Origin of the sequence: Kitasatospora dryopteridis, from assembly GCF_050749075.1 — a bacterium.
Classification (GTDB): domain Bacteria; phylum Actinomycetota; class Actinomycetes; order Streptomycetales; family Streptomycetaceae; genus Kitasatospora.
Genome location: NZ_CP192749.1, coordinates 621,189 through 637,476 on the forward strand (window position 1 = coordinate 621,189; position 16,288 = coordinate 637,476).

Here is a 16,288-nt window from a genome sequence, read left to right on the forward strand (position 1 = left end):
ACGTCGTCCTGCCCATGGAACTCCCCCGGGCGAGCGGACAGGTAGGGGTGTGGAACTGTCACTGCGGTCCCGGCTGCGCGCCGGGCACCAGAGCGCTTTCGGGGAGATCTTCGATGACCATGCGGACGGCCTCTTCCAGTACGCCCTGCGGGCGTCGGGCGACTGGGCGGCCGCCGAGGACGCCGTCTCGCTGACCTTCCTGGAGGCGTGGCGGCTGCGCGGCAAGCTGCAGGAGGACGGCGGCACCGTACGGCCCTGGCTGTTCGGCATCGCCGCCAACGTGCTGCGCAACACCGCGCGTGCCGCCCGTCGGCACCGGGCCGCGCTGGCCCGGATGCCGGTGCGCGAGGCCGTGCCGGACTTCACCGAGGAGCTGGTGGAACGGCTCGACGGCAGCGCCCAACTGGCGGCGACCCGACGGGCGTTGTCCAGGCTGAGACGCGGCGAGCGGGAGGTGTTCGCGCTCTGCGTGTGGTCCGGCCTCGACTATGCGTCCGCCGCCGAGGCGCTCGGGGTGCCGGTCGGCACCGTACGGTCCCGGCTCTCCCGGGCGCGGGCCCGCCTGCGCGTCCTGGCCGAGGACGAGTTGGCCGCGATGCGGGATCGCACGGAACCCGCCGGGGGCGGCGGACAGGTACGGGGTGGCCGCGTCGGAGCGGTCCGGTCGACGCAGGGGAGGGTCTCATGAACGGCATGCCGGAGCAGGACAGGCCGGTGCTTCCCGCCGACCGCCACCAGCTGTTGAGGGAACATCTGATGAGCGAGATCAACAGGGAGACCGCCACGACCGCCCGGCCCGTACGGCGGATCGGCTGGGTGGCCCTGCCCGCCCTGGCCGGCGCGCTGTCGCTGGCCGTGGTGCTGAACACCGGGGACGGTACGAACCCGGTTCCGCCGCCCGCGGCGGTCGGACCGGCGTCGCCGGGAACGCCGGGAACACCGAACGCATCGGCGGCGTCGGGCACGCCCGTGAAACCGTCCGCCCCGGTGCAGTTGCTCGACCGGATCGCACAGGTGGCGGCGGCCAAGCCTGCCCAGGAGGTGAAGGACAACCAGTTCGTCCATGTGAAGTCACTGGTGAAGTTCCCGGACAACACGCCGCACGGGCCGATCCCGGGCAAGCTCCACGAGCGGGAGGTCTGGCTCTCGGTCGACGGCAGCAGGAAGGGCCTGCTGCTCGACCGCACCCTGGTCTCGGGCACCGACCCGGAGTCCCTCAGGAGGGACGGGGCGAACCCCGACGGCACCCTGCCGCTCGACACCAACACCAGCCCCAACCTGCACAGTCCGACGTACCGGTACCTGGCCGCCCTGCCCACGGACCCGGACGAGATGTTCAGGTTGCTCAACTCCGAACCGCGCACCAAGAGCTGGACGGAGCAGCGCCCCTTCGGCACCATCGGCGACCTGCTGCGCGAGCAGATCGCCCCGCCGGCCGTCGCCGCCGCGCTCTACCGGGCCGCCGCGAAGATCCCGGGGGTCGAAGTGATCGAGGACTCGGTCGACGCCTCCGGACGGCACGGTGTGGCGGTGGGCCTCACCTCGAGCGCCGGCGTCCGGGTCGAATGGATCTTCGACCGGAAGACCTTCGAGTACCTCGGCGAGCGCCAGCTCGTGGTGAGCGCCGGCGCCTTCGGCAAGCCCGGCGACGTGGTCGCCGAGACCGCCGTACTGAGCCGGACGATCGTCGACAAGCCCGGGCAGCAGGGCCGGGGCTGAGCCGGCCGCGCGAGGAGCCGCGGCCCGGTCCCGCCGTTGTGTGCGGGCCGGGCCGCGGCGGCGCCCCTGTGACGGGTATCGGTTCGACGCGCGGACGGACGGCACGATACGGTCACCTGACATGCACAGAGCGCGGGACGGGCAGTAGAGGCCGGGCCCATACCGGCCGGTGAAGGACCGTCAGTCGCACGGTGGGCCTCGCACCGTGGCGGTCGCAGGGGGACGAGGCGGGGGACATGGGCGTCGGGAAGAGCGGGAACGCGCACGCGGCGGAGCCGATCGGATCGGTCGGGCAGGGCCGTTACGTGCTGGAGGCACCTCTCGGCGAGGGCGGCATGGGGTCCGTGTACCGCGCCCGGGACACCCTGCTGGACCGCACCGTCGCGGTGAAGACCCTGCACTCCGACCTGGCGCGCGACCCGTCCTTCCGCGAGCGTTTCCGCCGGGAGGCCCAGGGGGTCGCGGGGCTCAGCCACGCCAACATCGTGGCCGTGCACGACACGGGCGAGGACACCGGGGCCGACGGCACCGTCCAGTTCATCGTCATGGAGTACGTGTCGGGCCGGTCGGTGCGCGAGCTCGTCCGGGAGCGGGCGGCCGGTCCCGCCCCCGGCACGGTGCCGCTGGACCGTGCGCTGGCGGTCACCGCCGCCGTGCTGGACGCGCTGGACCACAGCCACCGGCAGGGGCTGGTCCACCGGGACATCAAGCCCGCCAACGTGATGACGGCGGACGACGGCACGGTCAAGGTGATGGACTTCGGCATCGCCCGTGCCCTGCAGTCGGACGCCACCGCGATGACCCGCACCGGCACCGTGCTCGGCACACCCCAGTACCTCTCCCCCGAGCAGGCACAGGGGAAGCCGGCCGACGCCCGCTCCGACCTCTACTCCGTCGGCTGCATGCTCTTCGAACTCGCCACCGGCACGGTCCCGTTCGACGGGGAGTCGACGATGAGCGTGCTCTACCAGCACGTCCAGCAGGCGCCGCCGGTCCCGTCCTCGCTCAACCCGTCGCTGCCCCCGGGTGTCGACGCGGTCGTGGCCCGCGCCCTCGCCAAGGACCCGGCGGAGCGGTACCGGAGCGCCCGGGCCATGGCCGACGACGTCCGCCGGCTCGCCGACGGCCGGTCCGCCACGATGGTCGACCGGCCGCACTCCCTGCACTCCGCAGCCACCGTCGCGGCGGAGGGCGTCGGCGCCGTGACGGACGTGGAAGGCAGCGCGGATGCCCGGCCCGCCGGAGGGACGGGCACGCACGGCGGTGCGGATTCCGGGGCCGGAGCCGACCCCGCCGGCGGGGCTCCCCACGGCGGCGGGACCAGAACCGCAGGAGGGTCCAGGGCACGTACCGATGCCGCGGACGCCTGGGCGGCCGACGCGTTCACGGCGGGCGTCCGGTTGACCTCGGGGATGCTGCAGGCGCACTCCCGGCAGGTCCGTCGCTCCCTCAAGGTCGCCGGCTGGGCGTCGCTCCCGGTCGCCGTCCTGGTGCTGGCCGCGGGCGTGCTCGGCACCCAGTACCTGCTCCCGGACTTCACCAGCCACAGCACCCGCACCGCCGACCCGCGGGCGACCGGGGCGTTCCTGGGGTGCGACCCATACGTGTCCCGGGACGGCACCTTCGACCCGCCGTCGTTCACCGGCATGTCCGCGGCCGAGGCGCAGACCTGTGCGGAGATCGCCGGACTCAAGGTGGACCGCAAGACCGTCAGCGGCACCAAGAGCAACAAGGACACCGTCACCCGCCAGGAACCGGAGACCACCAAATCGGTCAAGCGGGGGGAGACCGTCACCGTCTGGGTGTCCCAGGGCGGCGACCCGCGGGCCAAGGGCGAGCTCTCGGTGTGCGAGACCGAGGAGCGCCACGGCAAGGTTCCCACCCCCTGGCTCAAGGGCAGGACGGCCTCCACGGCCAAGGTCTGCGCCGAGATCGCCCACCTGGTGTTCGTGGAGGCCGGCAGGGTCCAGGACCCGTTCACACCCGCCGGCCAGGTCTCCCGGCAGGAGCCGGAGTCGGAGGACATCGCGGTCGGCGGCACCGTCAAGGTCTGGATCTCCACGGGTGGCGACCCCAGGGCCGTGGGCGAGCTGTCCGGCTGCGACCGCTCGACCGGGGAACGCCCGGAGGCGCCGCAACTCCAGTACAAGACCGTGGAGGCCGCGCGCGCCTGCGCCGAGATCGGCGGGCTCAAGCTGGAGGAGCACCACGTCCCGGACGCCATCTGGCCGCGCGGCGAGGTGGTCAAGCAGGAACCAGACAGCGTCACCCGCATCGACCCGGGCAGCACCGTCAAGATCTGGGTGTCGACCGGCGCACCGTGACACCGCGCCGACGCGGACCGGTGCCGGTGCCGGTGCCGGCACTGTCGCCACGGTCCTTTCCTCGTCCGGCCCTCCGCCAGATCGCCGCCATCCCCAGCGCCAGGACGCCCAGTGCCACGACGACGATCGCGGCCTTGACCGCACGGTCCAGCAGCAGGTGGTGGAGGAGTTCGGACGACTCCACGGCGAGGCCGGTCACCGCCGGCCGTCCGTCCGCCGCGACCAGGAGCTGCCGCTGCCGCTGCTCCTGCTCTCGAGCTGCCGGGCGACGGCGCGCAGCCCGGCCTTCACCACGGGGTCCGCGTACCGGCGCACCTCGTCGAGCCTGCCCCTGCGCTTGAAGTGCAGGGCGACGGCGAAGGCCGACAGCGCCAGCACGACGAGACCGCCGACGACCAGGCCGAACCTGATCAGCATGAGATTGAGGAACGTCTCCACGAGGAACCCTCCATCGGTTCTATCACGGCTGTGATACATCCCGTTGTATCACAGCCGTGATAGAAAGGTTCCATGCCCAGGTACGTGGATCCGGAGGCACGGCGCCGCCTCGTCGTCGATGCGCTGTTCCGCGTCGTCGTCCGCGACGGACTCCAGCGCACCTCGCTGCGCGCCGTCGCCGACGAGGCCGAGCTCAACATCGGCTCGCTGCGCCACTACTTCGCCGGCCAGCAGGACCTGATGCGGTTCGCGATGCAGTCGATGCTCGACCGGGTCGGCGGTCGACTGCTCGAACACCTCGGCCGGATCGGGGACCTCGACCGCCTGCCCCGGCCGGAACAACTCCGGCTCGCAACCGGGCTCCTGGCCGAGCTCCTGCCGCTCGACGAGCGCCGCCGCGCCGAGGTCACCGTCTTCCTGGACTTCAACACGGCCGCCCGCACCGACCCCGCCTTCGGCGACCTGACGCACCGGGCCGCCGAAGGCACCAGAAAGCTGGTGCACCGGGTGCTCGCCCGGCTCGAGGCATCGGGCACCCTGCGTCCCGGGCTCGACCTCGGTCTGGAGACCGAACGGCTGACGGCCCTGCTCGACGGCCTCGGCCTCAGCGGCGTCCTGCACCCCGACCTCCTGGACGCCCAGGCGTGCCTCGATGTGCTGAACGCACATCTGGAAGACCTGGCACGGCCCGCCGGGCCTTCCACGTCGGCGAGCTGATCCCGGGGAGCCGGCCGCCCTGGCCTTCGGAAGGGGAAGTTCCGGGGCGGTCAGGCCGGCAGGGGACGGGTACCGGCGAGCAGGGCGCGCAAGGGGGCCGTGTCGGGCGCGTCGCCCACGGCTGCGTCGACGGCGTCGTCCATGTGCTCCTCCCACGCCTCCGGGAACACGACACCGGGCCGCCCCGACCATGCGATGTCCGGGGCCGCGTGTCCGGCCGCAGCAAGGTGCAGGTGGACCAGGCCCGCCAGCCCGTCGAAGACCTTGGGCCGGATGAAGTTGCGGGCCGACGGCCCTGCGAGCAGGGGCACGCCCAGGAGCATCCGGCGCCGTCCGGGCAACAGGCCGAGCAGGCGGGTCTGTTCGGCGACCGCCGCGTTGACCTCGGCGACCAGGTAGAGCTCGTCCGGCGGCCGCTCCCCCGTCACCTCTGCGGCAGCGCGGACCTGTTCCCACAACTCGGGCTGCTCCTCCGGCGTGACCGCCACCGCGTTCGGTACGGGGCCGAGGCGTCCGGCCCGCAGGGAGACGGACATGCCCCGCAGGATCGCCACCGCCAGCAGAACGGTGACGGTCAGGACCATGCCTTCGAACCAGGCCGCCCGCTCGGTGGACATCCGTGTGACGAGCAGCCAGTCGAACACCCCCATGGCGCCCAGCAGGACCACGCTCATCAGGTGGAAGCCGGCCAGCAGCACCAGCGCGCGAACGGCACGCAGTCGGAACGACATCGAAAATCCCCCACGGGCCCGGCCGACCCGAACGTGCCGACAAACGATCACGGAGCCTACCGCCCCTCGTTGACCAGGGCGGACGCCACCCCCCCCCGCCGTTCTCAAGGGCACTCGGGTGGTCGGCTCAGGGGTGCACACCGATCACCGGCCTGCCGCGGTGGCGAGGTCGAACGGGTCGTGGGCGCAGATCAGCCGGACCTCGTCGGCGTGGGTGCGGCGCAGGTCGCGGAGGCGTTCGAGGGTGTCGCGGCGGGCGCGGTCGTCGACGGCCACCAGGCGTTGAAAGGCCGTCAGGCCGAGCGGGCGGCGCGGGGATCGGGGGTCGACGTCGGTGTGCGAGAAGTACGCGTCTCCGCAGTGGAGCAGCCAGCCGTCGGCCTCGCGGACGGCGACGCCGCAGTGGCCGCGGGAGTGGCCGGCCAGCGGCACCAGGAGCAGGTCGGGCACTTCGCCCGGCAGGATCCGGATCCCCTGCAGGCCGTACCAGCCCTCGGTGGCGCGCTCCCGCGGGTGTTCCACCCAGAGCGGGCCGTGCGCCCACTGCGCCGGGAGGTAGCGGTCCCGTTCTGCGCGGGTGGACCGGGCCCGGGCGGCCCGGAGTTCGTCGTCGAGGACGTGGATCCGGGCGTGCGGGAAGTCGCCGATCCCGCCCGCGTGGTCGAGGTCGAGGTGGGTCAGCACGATGTGGCGCACGTCCTCGGGTCGGTACCCGAGCGCGCGGACCTGGTGCAGTGCCGTGCGCGCGAGGTCGAGCCGGGGCCGGACGACCGACAGGAACTGCCGGCCGAGCCGCCGCGGGTCGGCGACGTCGTCGGCCCCGAATGCGGTGTCGACCAGGATCAGCCCCGTCGGGCCCTCGATCAGCAGGCAGTGTGCGGACAGCCTGCCGACCAGCGGTCCGCCGCTGCCGAGCAGGAGTCGGCCGCCGATGGGGCACATGGTGGCGCAGTCCAGGTGGTGCACTCGCACGGGGCCTCCAGGCGTCTCGGACGCCGGCGGGCGTCGTGGCCGGTCGTCGTGGTCTGCGGATGGTGCCGGGGCATCGATGCCGCGCGGCAGCGTACCAGCGGGTAGGAATCATGCGGCACCCACGCGTACGCGGTCGGCGCGGCCGCCTTCGGAAGAAACCTCTGAGGGTGCTCAAGTCCGGCTTTGAGCCGCCGAGTTCGGGAATTCTTCCGTTCAGGCCGACGGCAGCGGTCGCTGCAGTGCTCCCCCGCCGCCGCCCCTTCCCGCACCCGGAGGTCGATGATGGGAACGTCCTGGGCGGCCTGGGCACTGGCCGGACTCGCCACTGCCGCACTCCTGCGCCTGCGGCCGCTGCGCGGCCGGACGGACGGCCTGACCACCGCGCACCTCGCGGCACTCCGCGGGGGTTCGAGGGCCGCCCTCGTGGTCGTCGTCGTCGAATACCGGCTCGCGGGCCCGCTCGACGCCGACCGCGGCGGACGGCTGCGGCTGCAGGGGCCGGCGAAGCCGCCCGGCACGCCGACGCCACTGCACCGGGCGGTGCGCAGCGTTCTGGCGAGGCCGCTCGCGCTCGCCGACGTGGCGGCGCTGCCCGTGGTGCTCCGGGCCCGGCGGGAGCTGGTCGCCCGTCACCTGCTCTGCGGGCTCCTCCGGAGGGCCGCGGCGTACGTGGTCGCACTTGGCACCGCGGGCGCTGCGGCGGCCGCGATCCTGCACGGCTCCGCCGTCCTGGGCGCACCGGTCGCCGCAGCGGGCCTGGCACTGCTCACCATCGGCCCCCGGACCGCCGCCGGCCGCCGCGAGCTCGCCAGCCGGAGGCGGCTCCACCCGCTGCCCCCGGCCCCTCGGGCGCCGGCCCGCCCGGTGGACCGCCCCGGCCCGGCCGACGAGGCAGCCCTGTTGGTCGCGCTCCACGGTCGCCGCGCCCTGCGGGCCCTGCTGCCGGTCTTCGCGGCCCGGACCGGCATGCTCGGCGGGCGGACGGCCAGGGACATCGTCAGCCGTTCCGACGGCGGTACGGGCTACGCCGAGTCCTGGGCCCTCGGCTCCGACTCCGCCGGCCCCGGCATCTGAATCGGCCCGGCGGCCGGTGCCATTTCCGTGGTGCCACTGCTGCGCGAAGCGCTCCTCAACCGGTATCGGGACACCGCGCACGCGGACCGGCGCTCCCTCGGACGGAGCGTCGGTCCGGCGGCGGGGACGTTCGAGCCGTCCGCCCGGTCGGGGTCAGGGTTGCCGCTGCCCCGCCCGTACGGCGGTGCGCTGCTCGGCCGGACGGGCCGCGGCCGGCGTCGGGCCGGCGGTGGGGCGTCCGGGGAGGGCGAGCCGGGCGGCGACCGCGCCGATCAGGCAGACGCCGGCGGCCACCAGGCAGGCCAGGTGGAAGGCGTCCATGAAGGAGGACTGGACGGCGGTCAGCAGGTCGGCCCGGCCGAGGCCCGCGGCGGTGCCGAGGGCGGACGCGACCGAGTCCTCGGCGGCCGCGGCGGTGTGCGGCGGCAGCCCGGCGAAGGCCGTCTCGGCGAGGCGGCTCGCGTAGAGCGAGGTGAACACCGAGCCCAGGACGGCGACGCCGAGGGTGCCGCCCGCCTCGCGGGTGGCGTCGTTGACCGCGGAGCCGACACCGGCCTTGGCCGGCGGCAGCACGCTGAGGATCGACTCGGTGGCCGGGGCGGTGGTCAGTCCGAGGCCGAGGCCGATCAGCACCATCTGGCCGACGATCCGTTCGTAGGACATGAAGGCGGGCGAGGCCGCGATCCAGGCGAAGGAGACGCCGAGCAGGACGAGGCCGGTGGTGACCACGGCGCGGGTGCCGAGCCGGGCGACCAGGGCGACCCCGCCGAGCGAGCCGACGGCGATGGTCAGCGCGACCGGCAGGATGCGCACACCGGTGGAGAGCGTGCCGTAGCCGCGGATGAACTGGAAGTACTGGGTCACCAGGAAGATGAAGCCGAAGAGGGCGAAGAAGGCGAGGGTGACCGAGCCGCTGGCGGCCGAGAAGGCCGGGGTGCGGAAGAGCGTCATGTCGATCATCGGATGGGCGCGGCTGCGCTCGATCCGGACGAAGGCCGCGGTGAGCACGGCGGTGGCGGCGAAACCGGCCACGGTGGCGGGGGCGCCCCAGCCGCGGTTCGGCGCCTCGATGATCGTGTAGACCAGGATGCCGATGGCGGCCGAGGACGCGGCCAGCCCGGGCAGGTCCAGGCGCGCAGCGGCGGGTTCGCTCGACTCCGGCACCCAGGCCCAGGTCGCGGCCAGTGCGACGAGCGCGACCGGCACCAGCGCCAGGAACACCGACGGCCAGCCGAAGTGGGCCAGCAGCAGGCCGCCGACCACCGGGCCGACCGCGACGCCGAGGCCGGTGACGGCACCCCACACGCCGACCGCCTTGGCCCTGGACCGGCGGTCGGGGAAGGTGTTGGTGATGATCGACAACGTGGTGGGGAAGATGATCGCCGCACAGGCGCCCATGGCGAACCGGGCCGCCACCAGGGCCGCCGGTGAACCGGCCGCGCTGCCGAGCGCGCTGGTGGCGGCGAACCCGGCGAGCCCGAGCAGCAGGGCGGGTCTGCGGCCGAACCGGTCGCCGAGCGAGCCCGCGGCGAGCACCAGCGCGGCGAAGGCCAGGTTGTAGCCGTCGACGACCCACTGCAGGTCGCGGGTGGTGGCGCCCAGCTCCCGGCTCAGGTCCGGCAGGGCCACGTTCACGATCGTGGTGTCGAGGTTGATCGCGAAGGCGGCGAGGCAGACCGTGGCCAGGACGAGCGCGCGGCGGCGAGGGGTGAGGGCGGGCATGAGTGGCTCCATCCGCCGGGCATGTTGACAGCGACAACATGCGGTGATTGACACGTTTCCACCCAAAGTGGACACTGTCAACACCCAGCCTCGAAAGTGGTGAAACCTTGGAGAAACGGACATATCACCACGGCAACCTCCGCGAGGCCCTGGTCACCGCCGGCGTCGCGCTGGCCCGTGCCGGCGGGCCGTCGGCCGTGGTGCTCCGCGCCGTCAGCCGCGAGGCCGGCGTCTCCCACAACGCCGCCTACCGGCACTTCGCCGACCACCGGGAGCTGCTGGCCGCCGTCGCCGCCCGCTGCATGGAGCAGCTCGGCCTGCTGATGGTCCGCCGCACCGACCAGGTCGCCGAGGACGAACCGGTCCCCCGCGCCTGGGCCCGGCTGGCGGCCATCGGCCGCGCCTACGTCGACTTCGCCGTCACCGAGCACGGCTGGTTCCGCACCGCCTTCTCCGGCGCAGCCGCGCACGGCGGCGGGCTGCCCCGGCCGGACCCCGGGGCCGGCAGCACCGACCCGTACACCCTGCTCGCCGCCCGCCTCGACGAGCTCGTCGAGGTCGGCGCGATCCCGCCCGAGCGGCGGCCCGGCGCGGAGTACGCGGCCTGGTCCGCCGTGCACGGCCTGGCCGACCTGCTCGTCGACGGCCCGCTGCACGACCTCCCCGCCGACGAGGTACGGCTCGCCGTCGAGACCGTGCTCGCCACCGTCGCCCGCGGACTCTGACGGCGGCGCCGGACGCGCCGCCGGCCACGGCCCGTACGGGGCGGCCGCCGGCTCATCGCCCGTCGGGCGGCGGACGCCCGGGCGGCGGCCAGGGCCTCCGGCAGGGTGCCGTCGAAGCCCGGCAGCAGAGCGGCCGTCAGCGCGTCCGGGCAGTCCGGGCAGTCCGGGCAGTCCGGGCAGTCCGGGCGGGCTATCAGCGCACGCTGCTGCGGCAGGCCGAACGGCTCGCGCCGCTGCGCGGCGGCGAGTGCGGCCCAGTCCGGCACCCCCGCTGCGGTGAGCACCGCGTCCGCCTGCAGGACGCTGCCCGCAGCGCGCAGCGGCCCGGTCGGGTCCACCGGTGCCGTGGGCCGCTCCGGCTCTGCGGGGCGTTCGACCCCGAGCTCCGTAAGGGCCCGGCCGCGCAGCGGCTCGTCCAGCAGCTCCGCCGCCCGTGCCGCGTCCCTGGTGCCGCTCACCCCTTCTCCTGCCTGCCCGTTCGTGTGCCGCTCCGCCTTCCTTGCGTTGTCAGGCCCGTGGGGCGACCGCGTCCACGTGGACGGAGGCGATGCGTCCGGCGGGGTCGAAGTCCACGGTGACGGCCGAGCCGTCGGGGAGCGCCGCGCGGACCCGGGCCTCCTCCTGGTGGTGGGGGAGGCCGTGGTGGTCGAGGTAGCCGGTGACGGCGTTGCGGGCGGAGCGGCCGAACAGTCCGGCGCCGGTCAGCAGGAAGCGCGGCAGGGTGACCGGCTCGGGCACCGCCCGCGGCACCTGCGGGTCGTCCGGGACGAGGTAGAGCCGGGTGGTGGGCCCGGCGTCGACGCCCAGGTAACCGGCGGAGCCCGTGATGCCCATGGCGGCGAAGGCGAGCGTCTCCGCGGCGTACCGGGGGTCGGGGAAGCCGGCCAGGTCGAGGAACTCCTCGGTGAGTTCGGGGATGCCGTGGCGGAGGCCGAACGCGTGGGCGCCTTCGGTGACGGCGACCGCGGGTATGCCGCGCAGGCCCGGGTTCGCCCAGCCCCACAGCCAGGACCGCTCGGCCGGGTCGAAGGTGCCGAGGACGGAGAAGGTGAACTCGCGCCCGCCCTGCCGGAACAGACGGGCCTCCAGGTCCGCCGTCCACGGCCCGCCCGGGACATGGGTGTTGAGCGTTTCGAGCTGCTCGGCCCCCCACGCGGCGTGGTACTCGGCGGCCTGCAGGAGCGCGTCACTGAATGCGGTGGTCACGGACCATTCCTACCGCCCACCACCGACACCCCCGCCGCCCGGGCCCGCCCGGGCCCGCCCGGGTGCCCGCCGCACGGAGGGCCGGTGCGGGAGCTCGGCTCGACAGTTGTAAGGCGCATCCGATCTACCGACGGTCTTCCCGGCCGACCGATCCCGACCGCACGCTCCCTGCATCCCCCGGTAAGTGAACCCTGTGCTGCATGACGCGATTCCGTCCGTAGGGTGGTCCGTTGATCACCCGTCAGGTGGTCGGCACGCCGGAAGACCCCGACGCAAGGACGTGAGGATGACGACCACCCGCCGCCGGCTCCGTGCCGCGATCGTACCCGCGGCCGTGGCGGCCGCCCTGCTGGGCACCGCCGTACCTTCCTCCTCGGCCGCCCCCTCCCAGGCCGTGTACGGCGAGCTCGCCCTGAACGGCACGTTCACCTCCGGCACCGCCTCCTGGTGGTCGCAGAAGGCCGCACTCGCCGCAACGGGCGGCGCCCTGACGGCGACGGTCGAGTCCAGGACGTCGGCCGGCGGCCCGGTGAACCTCTGGGACGCGATGGTCGGCCAGGCCGACCTCAGGCTGCGCAAGGGTGCCCGTTACACGCTCTCGTTCGACGCGAAGGCCACCGCCGCAGCGACGATCAAGGCCACCGTCCAGCTCAACGACAGCCCCTGGACGACGACGCTGGCCGAGGACGCCGCCGTCGGCACCGCGTCCAAGCACTTCAGCTGGACGTTCACCTCGCAGGTCGACACGGTCGGCGGCGCGATCACGCTCCAGCTCGGCGGCCTGCCGGCCAGGACGGTGTTCACCTTCGACAACGTCTCGCTGACCACCTCCACCGCCCGCGAGGGCTTCTACGTCGACCCCGGCAACAACGCCGCCGCCTGGGTCGGCAAGCACCCCGCGGACGGCCGCGCCGCGAAGATCAGGTCGGCGATCGCGGACCGGAGCACGGTGAAGTGGTTCGGCGACTGGGACGCCGACGGCAATCCGGCCACCGACATCGGCGCGGAGGTCGGCGGCTACGTGGGTGCCGCGGCCGCCCAGGGCCGGCTGCCCGTCCTGGTCGCGTACGACATCCCCGGGCGGGACTGCGGCGGGGCCTCCTCTGGCGGCGCCGGCGACCCGGCCAAGTACAAGGCCTGGATCGACAAATTCGCCCGGGGCATCGCCGGACGCCCCGCCGTCGTCGTCCTGGAGCCGGACGCCGTGGCCCAGTCCTCGGACGCGGGCTGCATGAAGGGCGGCGAGCAGGCGCGGTTCGACATGCTCCGGTACGCGGCGCAGCGCCTGCAGCAGCAGGGCGGCCTCGTACAGACGTACCTGGACGCGGGCAACGCCACCTGGACGCTCGGCCCGGACCTGGACGACACCCGGGGCATCGGCCTCGAGCGGATGGCCGAACTGCTCGACAGCTCCGGCGTCTCGATGACCCGCGGCTTCGCGGTGAACGTCTCGAACTTCGACTCCGACGCGGTCTCCGACGACTACGGCAGCCGGCTGGCCGCCCGGCTCAAGGCCGACCGGGGCATCGCCTCCCGCTGGGTGGTGGACACCTCGCGCAACGGCAACGGCGGCTACCTGACCCCGGGTGTGCCGGGCAGCGGGCACGTGGGCTTCTGCAACCCGGCCGGACGCAAGCTCGGCGTCACCTCCCGTGCGGGCAGCGGCGCAGCCGGCACCGCCGAGTACCGCCTCTGGATCAAGAACCCGGGCGACTCGGACGGCAACTCCGCCCAGTGCCCGGCCGGTTCCCCCGCCGCGGGCGTCTTCTCCCCCGACCTCGCGGAGGCCCTGATCGACGGCCGCTGACCGCCGGTCCGGGCGGCAGGTGCAACCGGCCGTCCTCCCCTTCGGCGCAGGGGGGCAGGACTCGAACCTGCGCGGACGCCCGGCGCGCCGGGAGACGGCCGTCGCGAGCATCCGGCCCGCCCTGCACCGACCGGGTGCCGTCGCCGCCCGGCGCACGGTCGTCGTCACCACCGCACTCGCGACCGCGGCCGTGCTCGGCACCGCCGCCCCGCTCGCGGCCCGGGCCGGAACGGCCGTCGGGAAGCGGCCGTGCCGTGGTCCCGTTCCGCTCTCCTACCCGGCGCCCGTGCCGTCCCGATCGGGGCGGCCGGGCCCGGTCAGGCCGTTGAGCAGGAGATCCGTGAGGGTGTCGACGACCTCCTCGTCGGGCCTGCCGGCCGACTCCGAGGTGAGCAGCGCGTAGGCGAGCATCGAGAGCATGCCGCCCATGGCCGCGGCCACGAGGGTGGGGTCGCCCGGCAGGGGGTTGCCGCGGTCGCGCATGTACTCCAGGTGGTCGCGGAGCATGTCAGTGTCCTGGGTGAGGCGTTGCCGCGCCCGGCCGGAGTGCGGGGCGTCGGCCATGGTCGATTCGAACAGCGCGATCACGACCGGCAGGTTGTCGCGCATGGTCCGCCAGGCCGCCTCCAGGTGGGTGTGGAGCTGTTCCCGGTCGGCCACCGTCCCCGCCGGCACCTCGTGGGCCCGGGCTCCGCCGTGACCGGCCGCCGCGGCCACCGGCCTGCGACGGCCGACTGCTCTCGGCGGGACGGGATCACGGACGGGGGAAGGGTGTGGCTGCCGTGCTGGACGGCCTGGATGCGGCGCTGGTCCGCGAGCTCCAGCGGGACGGCGGCGAGCCGTGGATGCCCGGCGAGACGCTCGACCTGGCGACCGCGCTGCGCGGCTACACCCTGGGCAGCGCCTACGCCGTCCACCTGGAGGACCGGCTCGGCAGCCTCACGCCGGGCAGGCACGCCGACCTGGTGATGCTCTCCGGGGACCTGTTCGCCGTCGAGCCCGAGGCCTACCCGGACACCCGGGTGGAGCTGGGTGTGCTCGGCGGCGAGGTCGTCCACCGGGCCGGCTGACCGCCCGCCACCGGTACGCCGCGGCCCGCGCCTCCCGGGTGGCGAGCCGTCGGCGGCCGCCTGCTATCACCTGCTATCTTCGGCGGTATGGCGAAGACTCAGGTGGGCGCCCGCAGGGGCGGGACCGCCGGCCGCGGCGGCCGTCCGGCCGACGGGATCGAGGCGGCGTGATCCTGCACGTCGATCTCGCGTGGATCCTCGAGGTGGCCGAGCGGGCGGGGGTGGGCGATCCGGCGCCGGTCGACTACGGGGTGGCGATCGCCGCCGTGGAGCGGCACCGGGCGGTGGTCGCCGGGCGGGACGTCTACGACGGGGCCTTCGCGCGGGCCGCGGCCCTCGCGCACACGCTCGGCCGGCTGCCCTGGCTGGAGCGCTCCAACCTCCGGGTGGCCGTGGCCGTTGCGCACGGCTACCTGGTGGCCAGCGGGGTCGCGGTCAAGCTGGACCAGGAGCGGGTGACGTCCATGGCCGCCGAACTGGGGCGCGCGGGCTCCACCGCGGCCGACCTCGCCGCCGTCCTGCGGACCTGGGCGGCCTGAACCGGCCGGAGCCGTCCGCCCGGGCGGTGCACCCGGTCGGGTTGCCGCCGGGCCCGAGCGCGGCAGACCATGGTGCGGACGTTCGCGCGAAGGGCACGCACGCACGGACACTCGGCCGGCGGCCACCGGTGCCCGGGTCGCTCTTCGGCCACTGCCCCGGAAGACCTCACCTGCCGCAACCGGGACGGCCCCGAGGGCAACGGCGACCCGGTCCACCGCTCCGGCCCGTCGACACGTCCGGCCCGGCGTTCACCGCCCGGCCCGCACCGCGGGCACGAGGATCCGGTGGCCCGGGCGCCCGGGAGCGTCCGGTGCTCCGACAGGAGGCAGCAGGATGAGCAAGCCCGTGCTGGTGGGTGTGGACGGCTCGGAGGCGAGCCTGGCCGCGGTAACGGCGGCGGTCCGTGAGGCACGACTGCGCGGCTGCGGGCTGCGGATCGTGCACGCGTTCATCTGGCCGCTCATGCACGTGTCGGTCGGGCCGCCGAAGGTCGGCCCGGCAGAGGGCGGACTGCAGCACCAGGCCGAGGGCATCCTCGAGGACGCACAGCGCCGTGCACGCACGCTGGATCCGGAGATGGACGTCGCCGGGGAGATCGTCACAGGTGAGGCGCTGGGCGTGCTCGTCGGCCGGGCGCGCGACGCGTGCCTGGTGGTCGTCGGCAGCCGGGGGCTGGGCCGGTTCGGCGCCCTGCTGATCGGTTCGGTGGCCGTGCACCTGGCGGCGCACGCCGCCTGCCCGGTGCTCATCACCCGCGGTCGTCCTGATCCGACGGGCGACGTACTGGTGGCCGTGGACGGCTCGGAGCGGGGTGCCGAGGCGGTGGAATTCGCCTTCGCCGAGGCTTCCGTGCGCCGGGCGGGTCTGACCGCCCTGCACGCCTGGCACGCCCGCACGGACCGGGCCGACCAGGAGGAGCGGGTGCTCGCCGAGGCCCTGGCCGGCCGGCGCGAACGGTACCCGGAGGTCGAGGTCCGGACCCGGCTGGTGGAGCAGCACACCCGCCCCGCGCTGCTCGGGGCGAGCAAGGAGGCCCAACTACTGGTGGTCGGTGCCCGCGGCCGGGGCGGCTTCGCCGGTCTGCTCCTCGGCTCCACCAGCCAGGCGGTGATCCAGCACGCCCACTGCCCCGTCGCCGTCGTCCGCCACCCCTCGCCGGGAGTGGTCTGAGTCCAGGGCATGCCCGTGTCCGGCCGGCCCCCTCCGACCGAGGCAGGCCCGGCAGGCGCCGGTCCGGCTCCGG

At 74.5% G+C, this 16,288-nt stretch carries 17 protein-coding genes; 10 read left to right on the forward strand and 7 right to left on the reverse strand.

From position 1 onward, the window contains the following. The first annotated feature begins 49 nt into the window (after positions 1-49). The 3 genes from ACQ614_RS02725 (at position 50) to ACQ614_RS02735 (ending at position 4,043) form a co-directional block, all read left to right on the forward strand. Complete coding sequence (locus tag ACQ614_RS02725) at positions 50-688, forward strand: RNA polymerase sigma factor (protein WP_431676525.1); 639 nt, start codon at positions 50-52, stop codon at positions 686-688. Next, positions 685-1,719 (forward strand): CU044_5270 family protein, encoded by a 1,035-nt coding sequence (locus tag ACQ614_RS02730; RefSeq protein ID WP_431676526.1) that lies wholly within the window; start codon positions 685-687, stop codon positions 1,717-1,719. Before ACQ614_RS02725 ends, ACQ614_RS02730 begins: the two co-directional genes overlap by 4 nt. A 236-nt stretch (positions 1,720-1,955) precedes the next feature. Further along, positions 1,956-4,043 carry a protein kinase domain-containing protein gene (locus ACQ614_RS02735; protein ID WP_431676527.1) on the forward strand — a complete coding sequence of 696 codons (2,088 nt, stop codon included), beginning with the start codon at positions 1,956-1,958 and terminating at the stop codon, positions 4,041-4,043. Here ACQ614_RS02735 and ACQ614_RS02740 read toward each other — a convergent pair. Together ACQ614_RS02740 and ACQ614_RS02745 are read right to left on the reverse strand one after the other, a co-directional pair. Continuing rightward, a complete protein-coding gene (locus tag ACQ614_RS02740; protein ID WP_431676528.1) occupies positions 4,012-4,242 on the reverse strand; it encodes a hypothetical protein in 231 nt (76 codons plus the stop codon). The two genes, ACQ614_RS02735 and ACQ614_RS02740, sit on opposite strands and share 32 nt — an antisense overlap. Beyond that, positions 4,239-4,481 (reverse strand): hypothetical protein, encoded by a 243-nt coding sequence (locus tag ACQ614_RS02745; protein ID WP_431676529.1) that lies wholly within the window; start codon positions 4,479-4,481, stop codon positions 4,239-4,241. The genes ACQ614_RS02740 and ACQ614_RS02745 overlap by 4 nt, the downstream gene beginning before the upstream one ends. A gap of 72 nt (positions 4,482-4,553) precedes the next feature. Between ACQ614_RS02745 and ACQ614_RS02750 the strand changes: the two genes are divergently transcribed. Then, on the forward strand, positions 4,554-5,198 hold the full coding sequence (locus ACQ614_RS02750; RefSeq protein ID WP_431676530.1) for a TetR/AcrR family transcriptional regulator: 645 nt from the start codon (positions 4,554-4,556) through the stop codon (positions 5,196-5,198). A 50-nt stretch (positions 5,199-5,248) separates the two neighbouring features. Here ACQ614_RS02750 and ACQ614_RS02755 read toward each other — a convergent pair whose 3' ends face one another. Both ACQ614_RS02755 and ACQ614_RS02760 read right to left on the reverse strand, forming a co-directional pair. Continuing rightward, entirely contained in the window at positions 5,249-5,929 is a 681-nt protein-coding gene (locus tag ACQ614_RS02755; protein ID WP_431676531.1) for a M48 family metallopeptidase, read from the reverse strand. Between the two features lie 144 nt (positions 5,930-6,073). Continuing rightward, positions 6,074-6,901 (reverse strand): MBL fold metallo-hydrolase, encoded by an 828-nt coding sequence (locus ACQ614_RS02760; RefSeq protein ID WP_431676532.1) that lies wholly within the window; start codon positions 6,899-6,901, stop codon positions 6,074-6,076. A gap of 282 nt (positions 6,902-7,183) precedes the next feature. Between ACQ614_RS02760 and ACQ614_RS02765 the strand changes: the two genes are divergently transcribed. After that, positions 7,184-7,975, forward strand: a complete 792-nt coding sequence (locus ACQ614_RS02765; RefSeq protein WP_431676533.1) for a hypothetical protein — start codon at positions 7,184-7,186, stop codon at positions 7,973-7,975. Positions 7,976-8,128: 153 nt separating this feature from the next. Here the strand turns inward: ACQ614_RS02765 and ACQ614_RS02770 are convergent, their stop codons facing one another. Continuing rightward, a complete protein-coding gene (locus ACQ614_RS02770; protein WP_431676534.1) occupies positions 8,129-9,697 on the reverse strand; it encodes an MFS transporter in 1,569 nt (522 codons plus the stop codon). Between the two features lie 107 nt (positions 9,698-9,804). Between ACQ614_RS02770 and ACQ614_RS02775 the strand changes: the two genes are divergently transcribed. Then, positions 9,805-10,422: a TetR/AcrR family transcriptional regulator gene (locus tag ACQ614_RS02775; protein WP_431676535.1), complete on the forward strand. Its 618-nt coding sequence runs from the start codon at positions 9,805-9,807 to the stop codon at positions 10,420-10,422. A 507-nt stretch (positions 10,423-10,929) separates the two neighbouring features. Here the strand turns inward: ACQ614_RS02775 and ACQ614_RS02780 are convergent. Then, the gene (locus ACQ614_RS02780; RefSeq protein ID WP_431676536.1) at positions 10,930-11,628 is read right to left on the reverse strand and encodes a DUF6882 domain-containing protein; all 699 of its coding nucleotides are present in this window, start codon (positions 11,626-11,628) and stop codon (positions 10,930-10,932) included. A 286-nt stretch (positions 11,629-11,914) separates the two neighbouring features. Here ACQ614_RS02780 and ACQ614_RS02785 point away from each other — a divergent pair, with 286 nt between their 5' ends. Continuing rightward, on the forward strand, positions 11,915-13,435 hold the full coding sequence (locus tag ACQ614_RS02785) for a glycoside hydrolase family 6 protein (RefSeq protein WP_431676537.1): 1,521 nt from the start codon (positions 11,915-11,917) through the stop codon (positions 13,433-13,435). A gap of 273 nt (positions 13,436-13,708) precedes the next feature. Here the strand turns inward: ACQ614_RS02785 and ACQ614_RS02790 are convergent, their stop codons facing one another. Further along, a complete protein-coding gene (locus ACQ614_RS02790) occupies positions 13,709-14,095 on the reverse strand; it encodes a hypothetical protein (protein ID WP_431676538.1) in 387 nt (128 codons plus the stop codon). A 74-nt stretch (positions 14,096-14,169) separates the two neighbouring features. On the opposite strand from ACQ614_RS02790, the gene ACQ614_RS02795 reads away from it, so the two are divergent. The 3 genes from ACQ614_RS02795 to ACQ614_RS02805 all read left to right on the forward strand — a co-directional run bounded on the left by ACQ614_RS02795 (position 14,170) and on the right by ACQ614_RS02805 (position 16,215). After that, positions 14,170-14,505 (forward strand): amidohydrolase family protein, encoded by a 336-nt coding sequence (locus ACQ614_RS02795; protein WP_431683810.1) that lies wholly within the window; start codon positions 14,170-14,172, stop codon positions 14,503-14,505. Between the two features lie 167 nt (positions 14,506-14,672). Then, positions 14,673-15,044 (forward strand): fic family toxin-antitoxin system, toxin component, encoded by a 372-nt coding sequence (locus ACQ614_RS02800; RefSeq protein WP_431676539.1) that lies wholly within the window; start codon positions 14,673-14,675, stop codon positions 15,042-15,044. 334 nt (positions 15,045-15,378) lie between these two features. Then, positions 15,379-16,215, forward strand: coding sequence for a universal stress protein (locus ACQ614_RS02805; RefSeq protein WP_431676540.1), 837 nt, complete (start codon positions 15,379-15,381; stop codon positions 16,213-16,215). Positions 16,216-16,288: the final 73 nt, after the last annotated feature.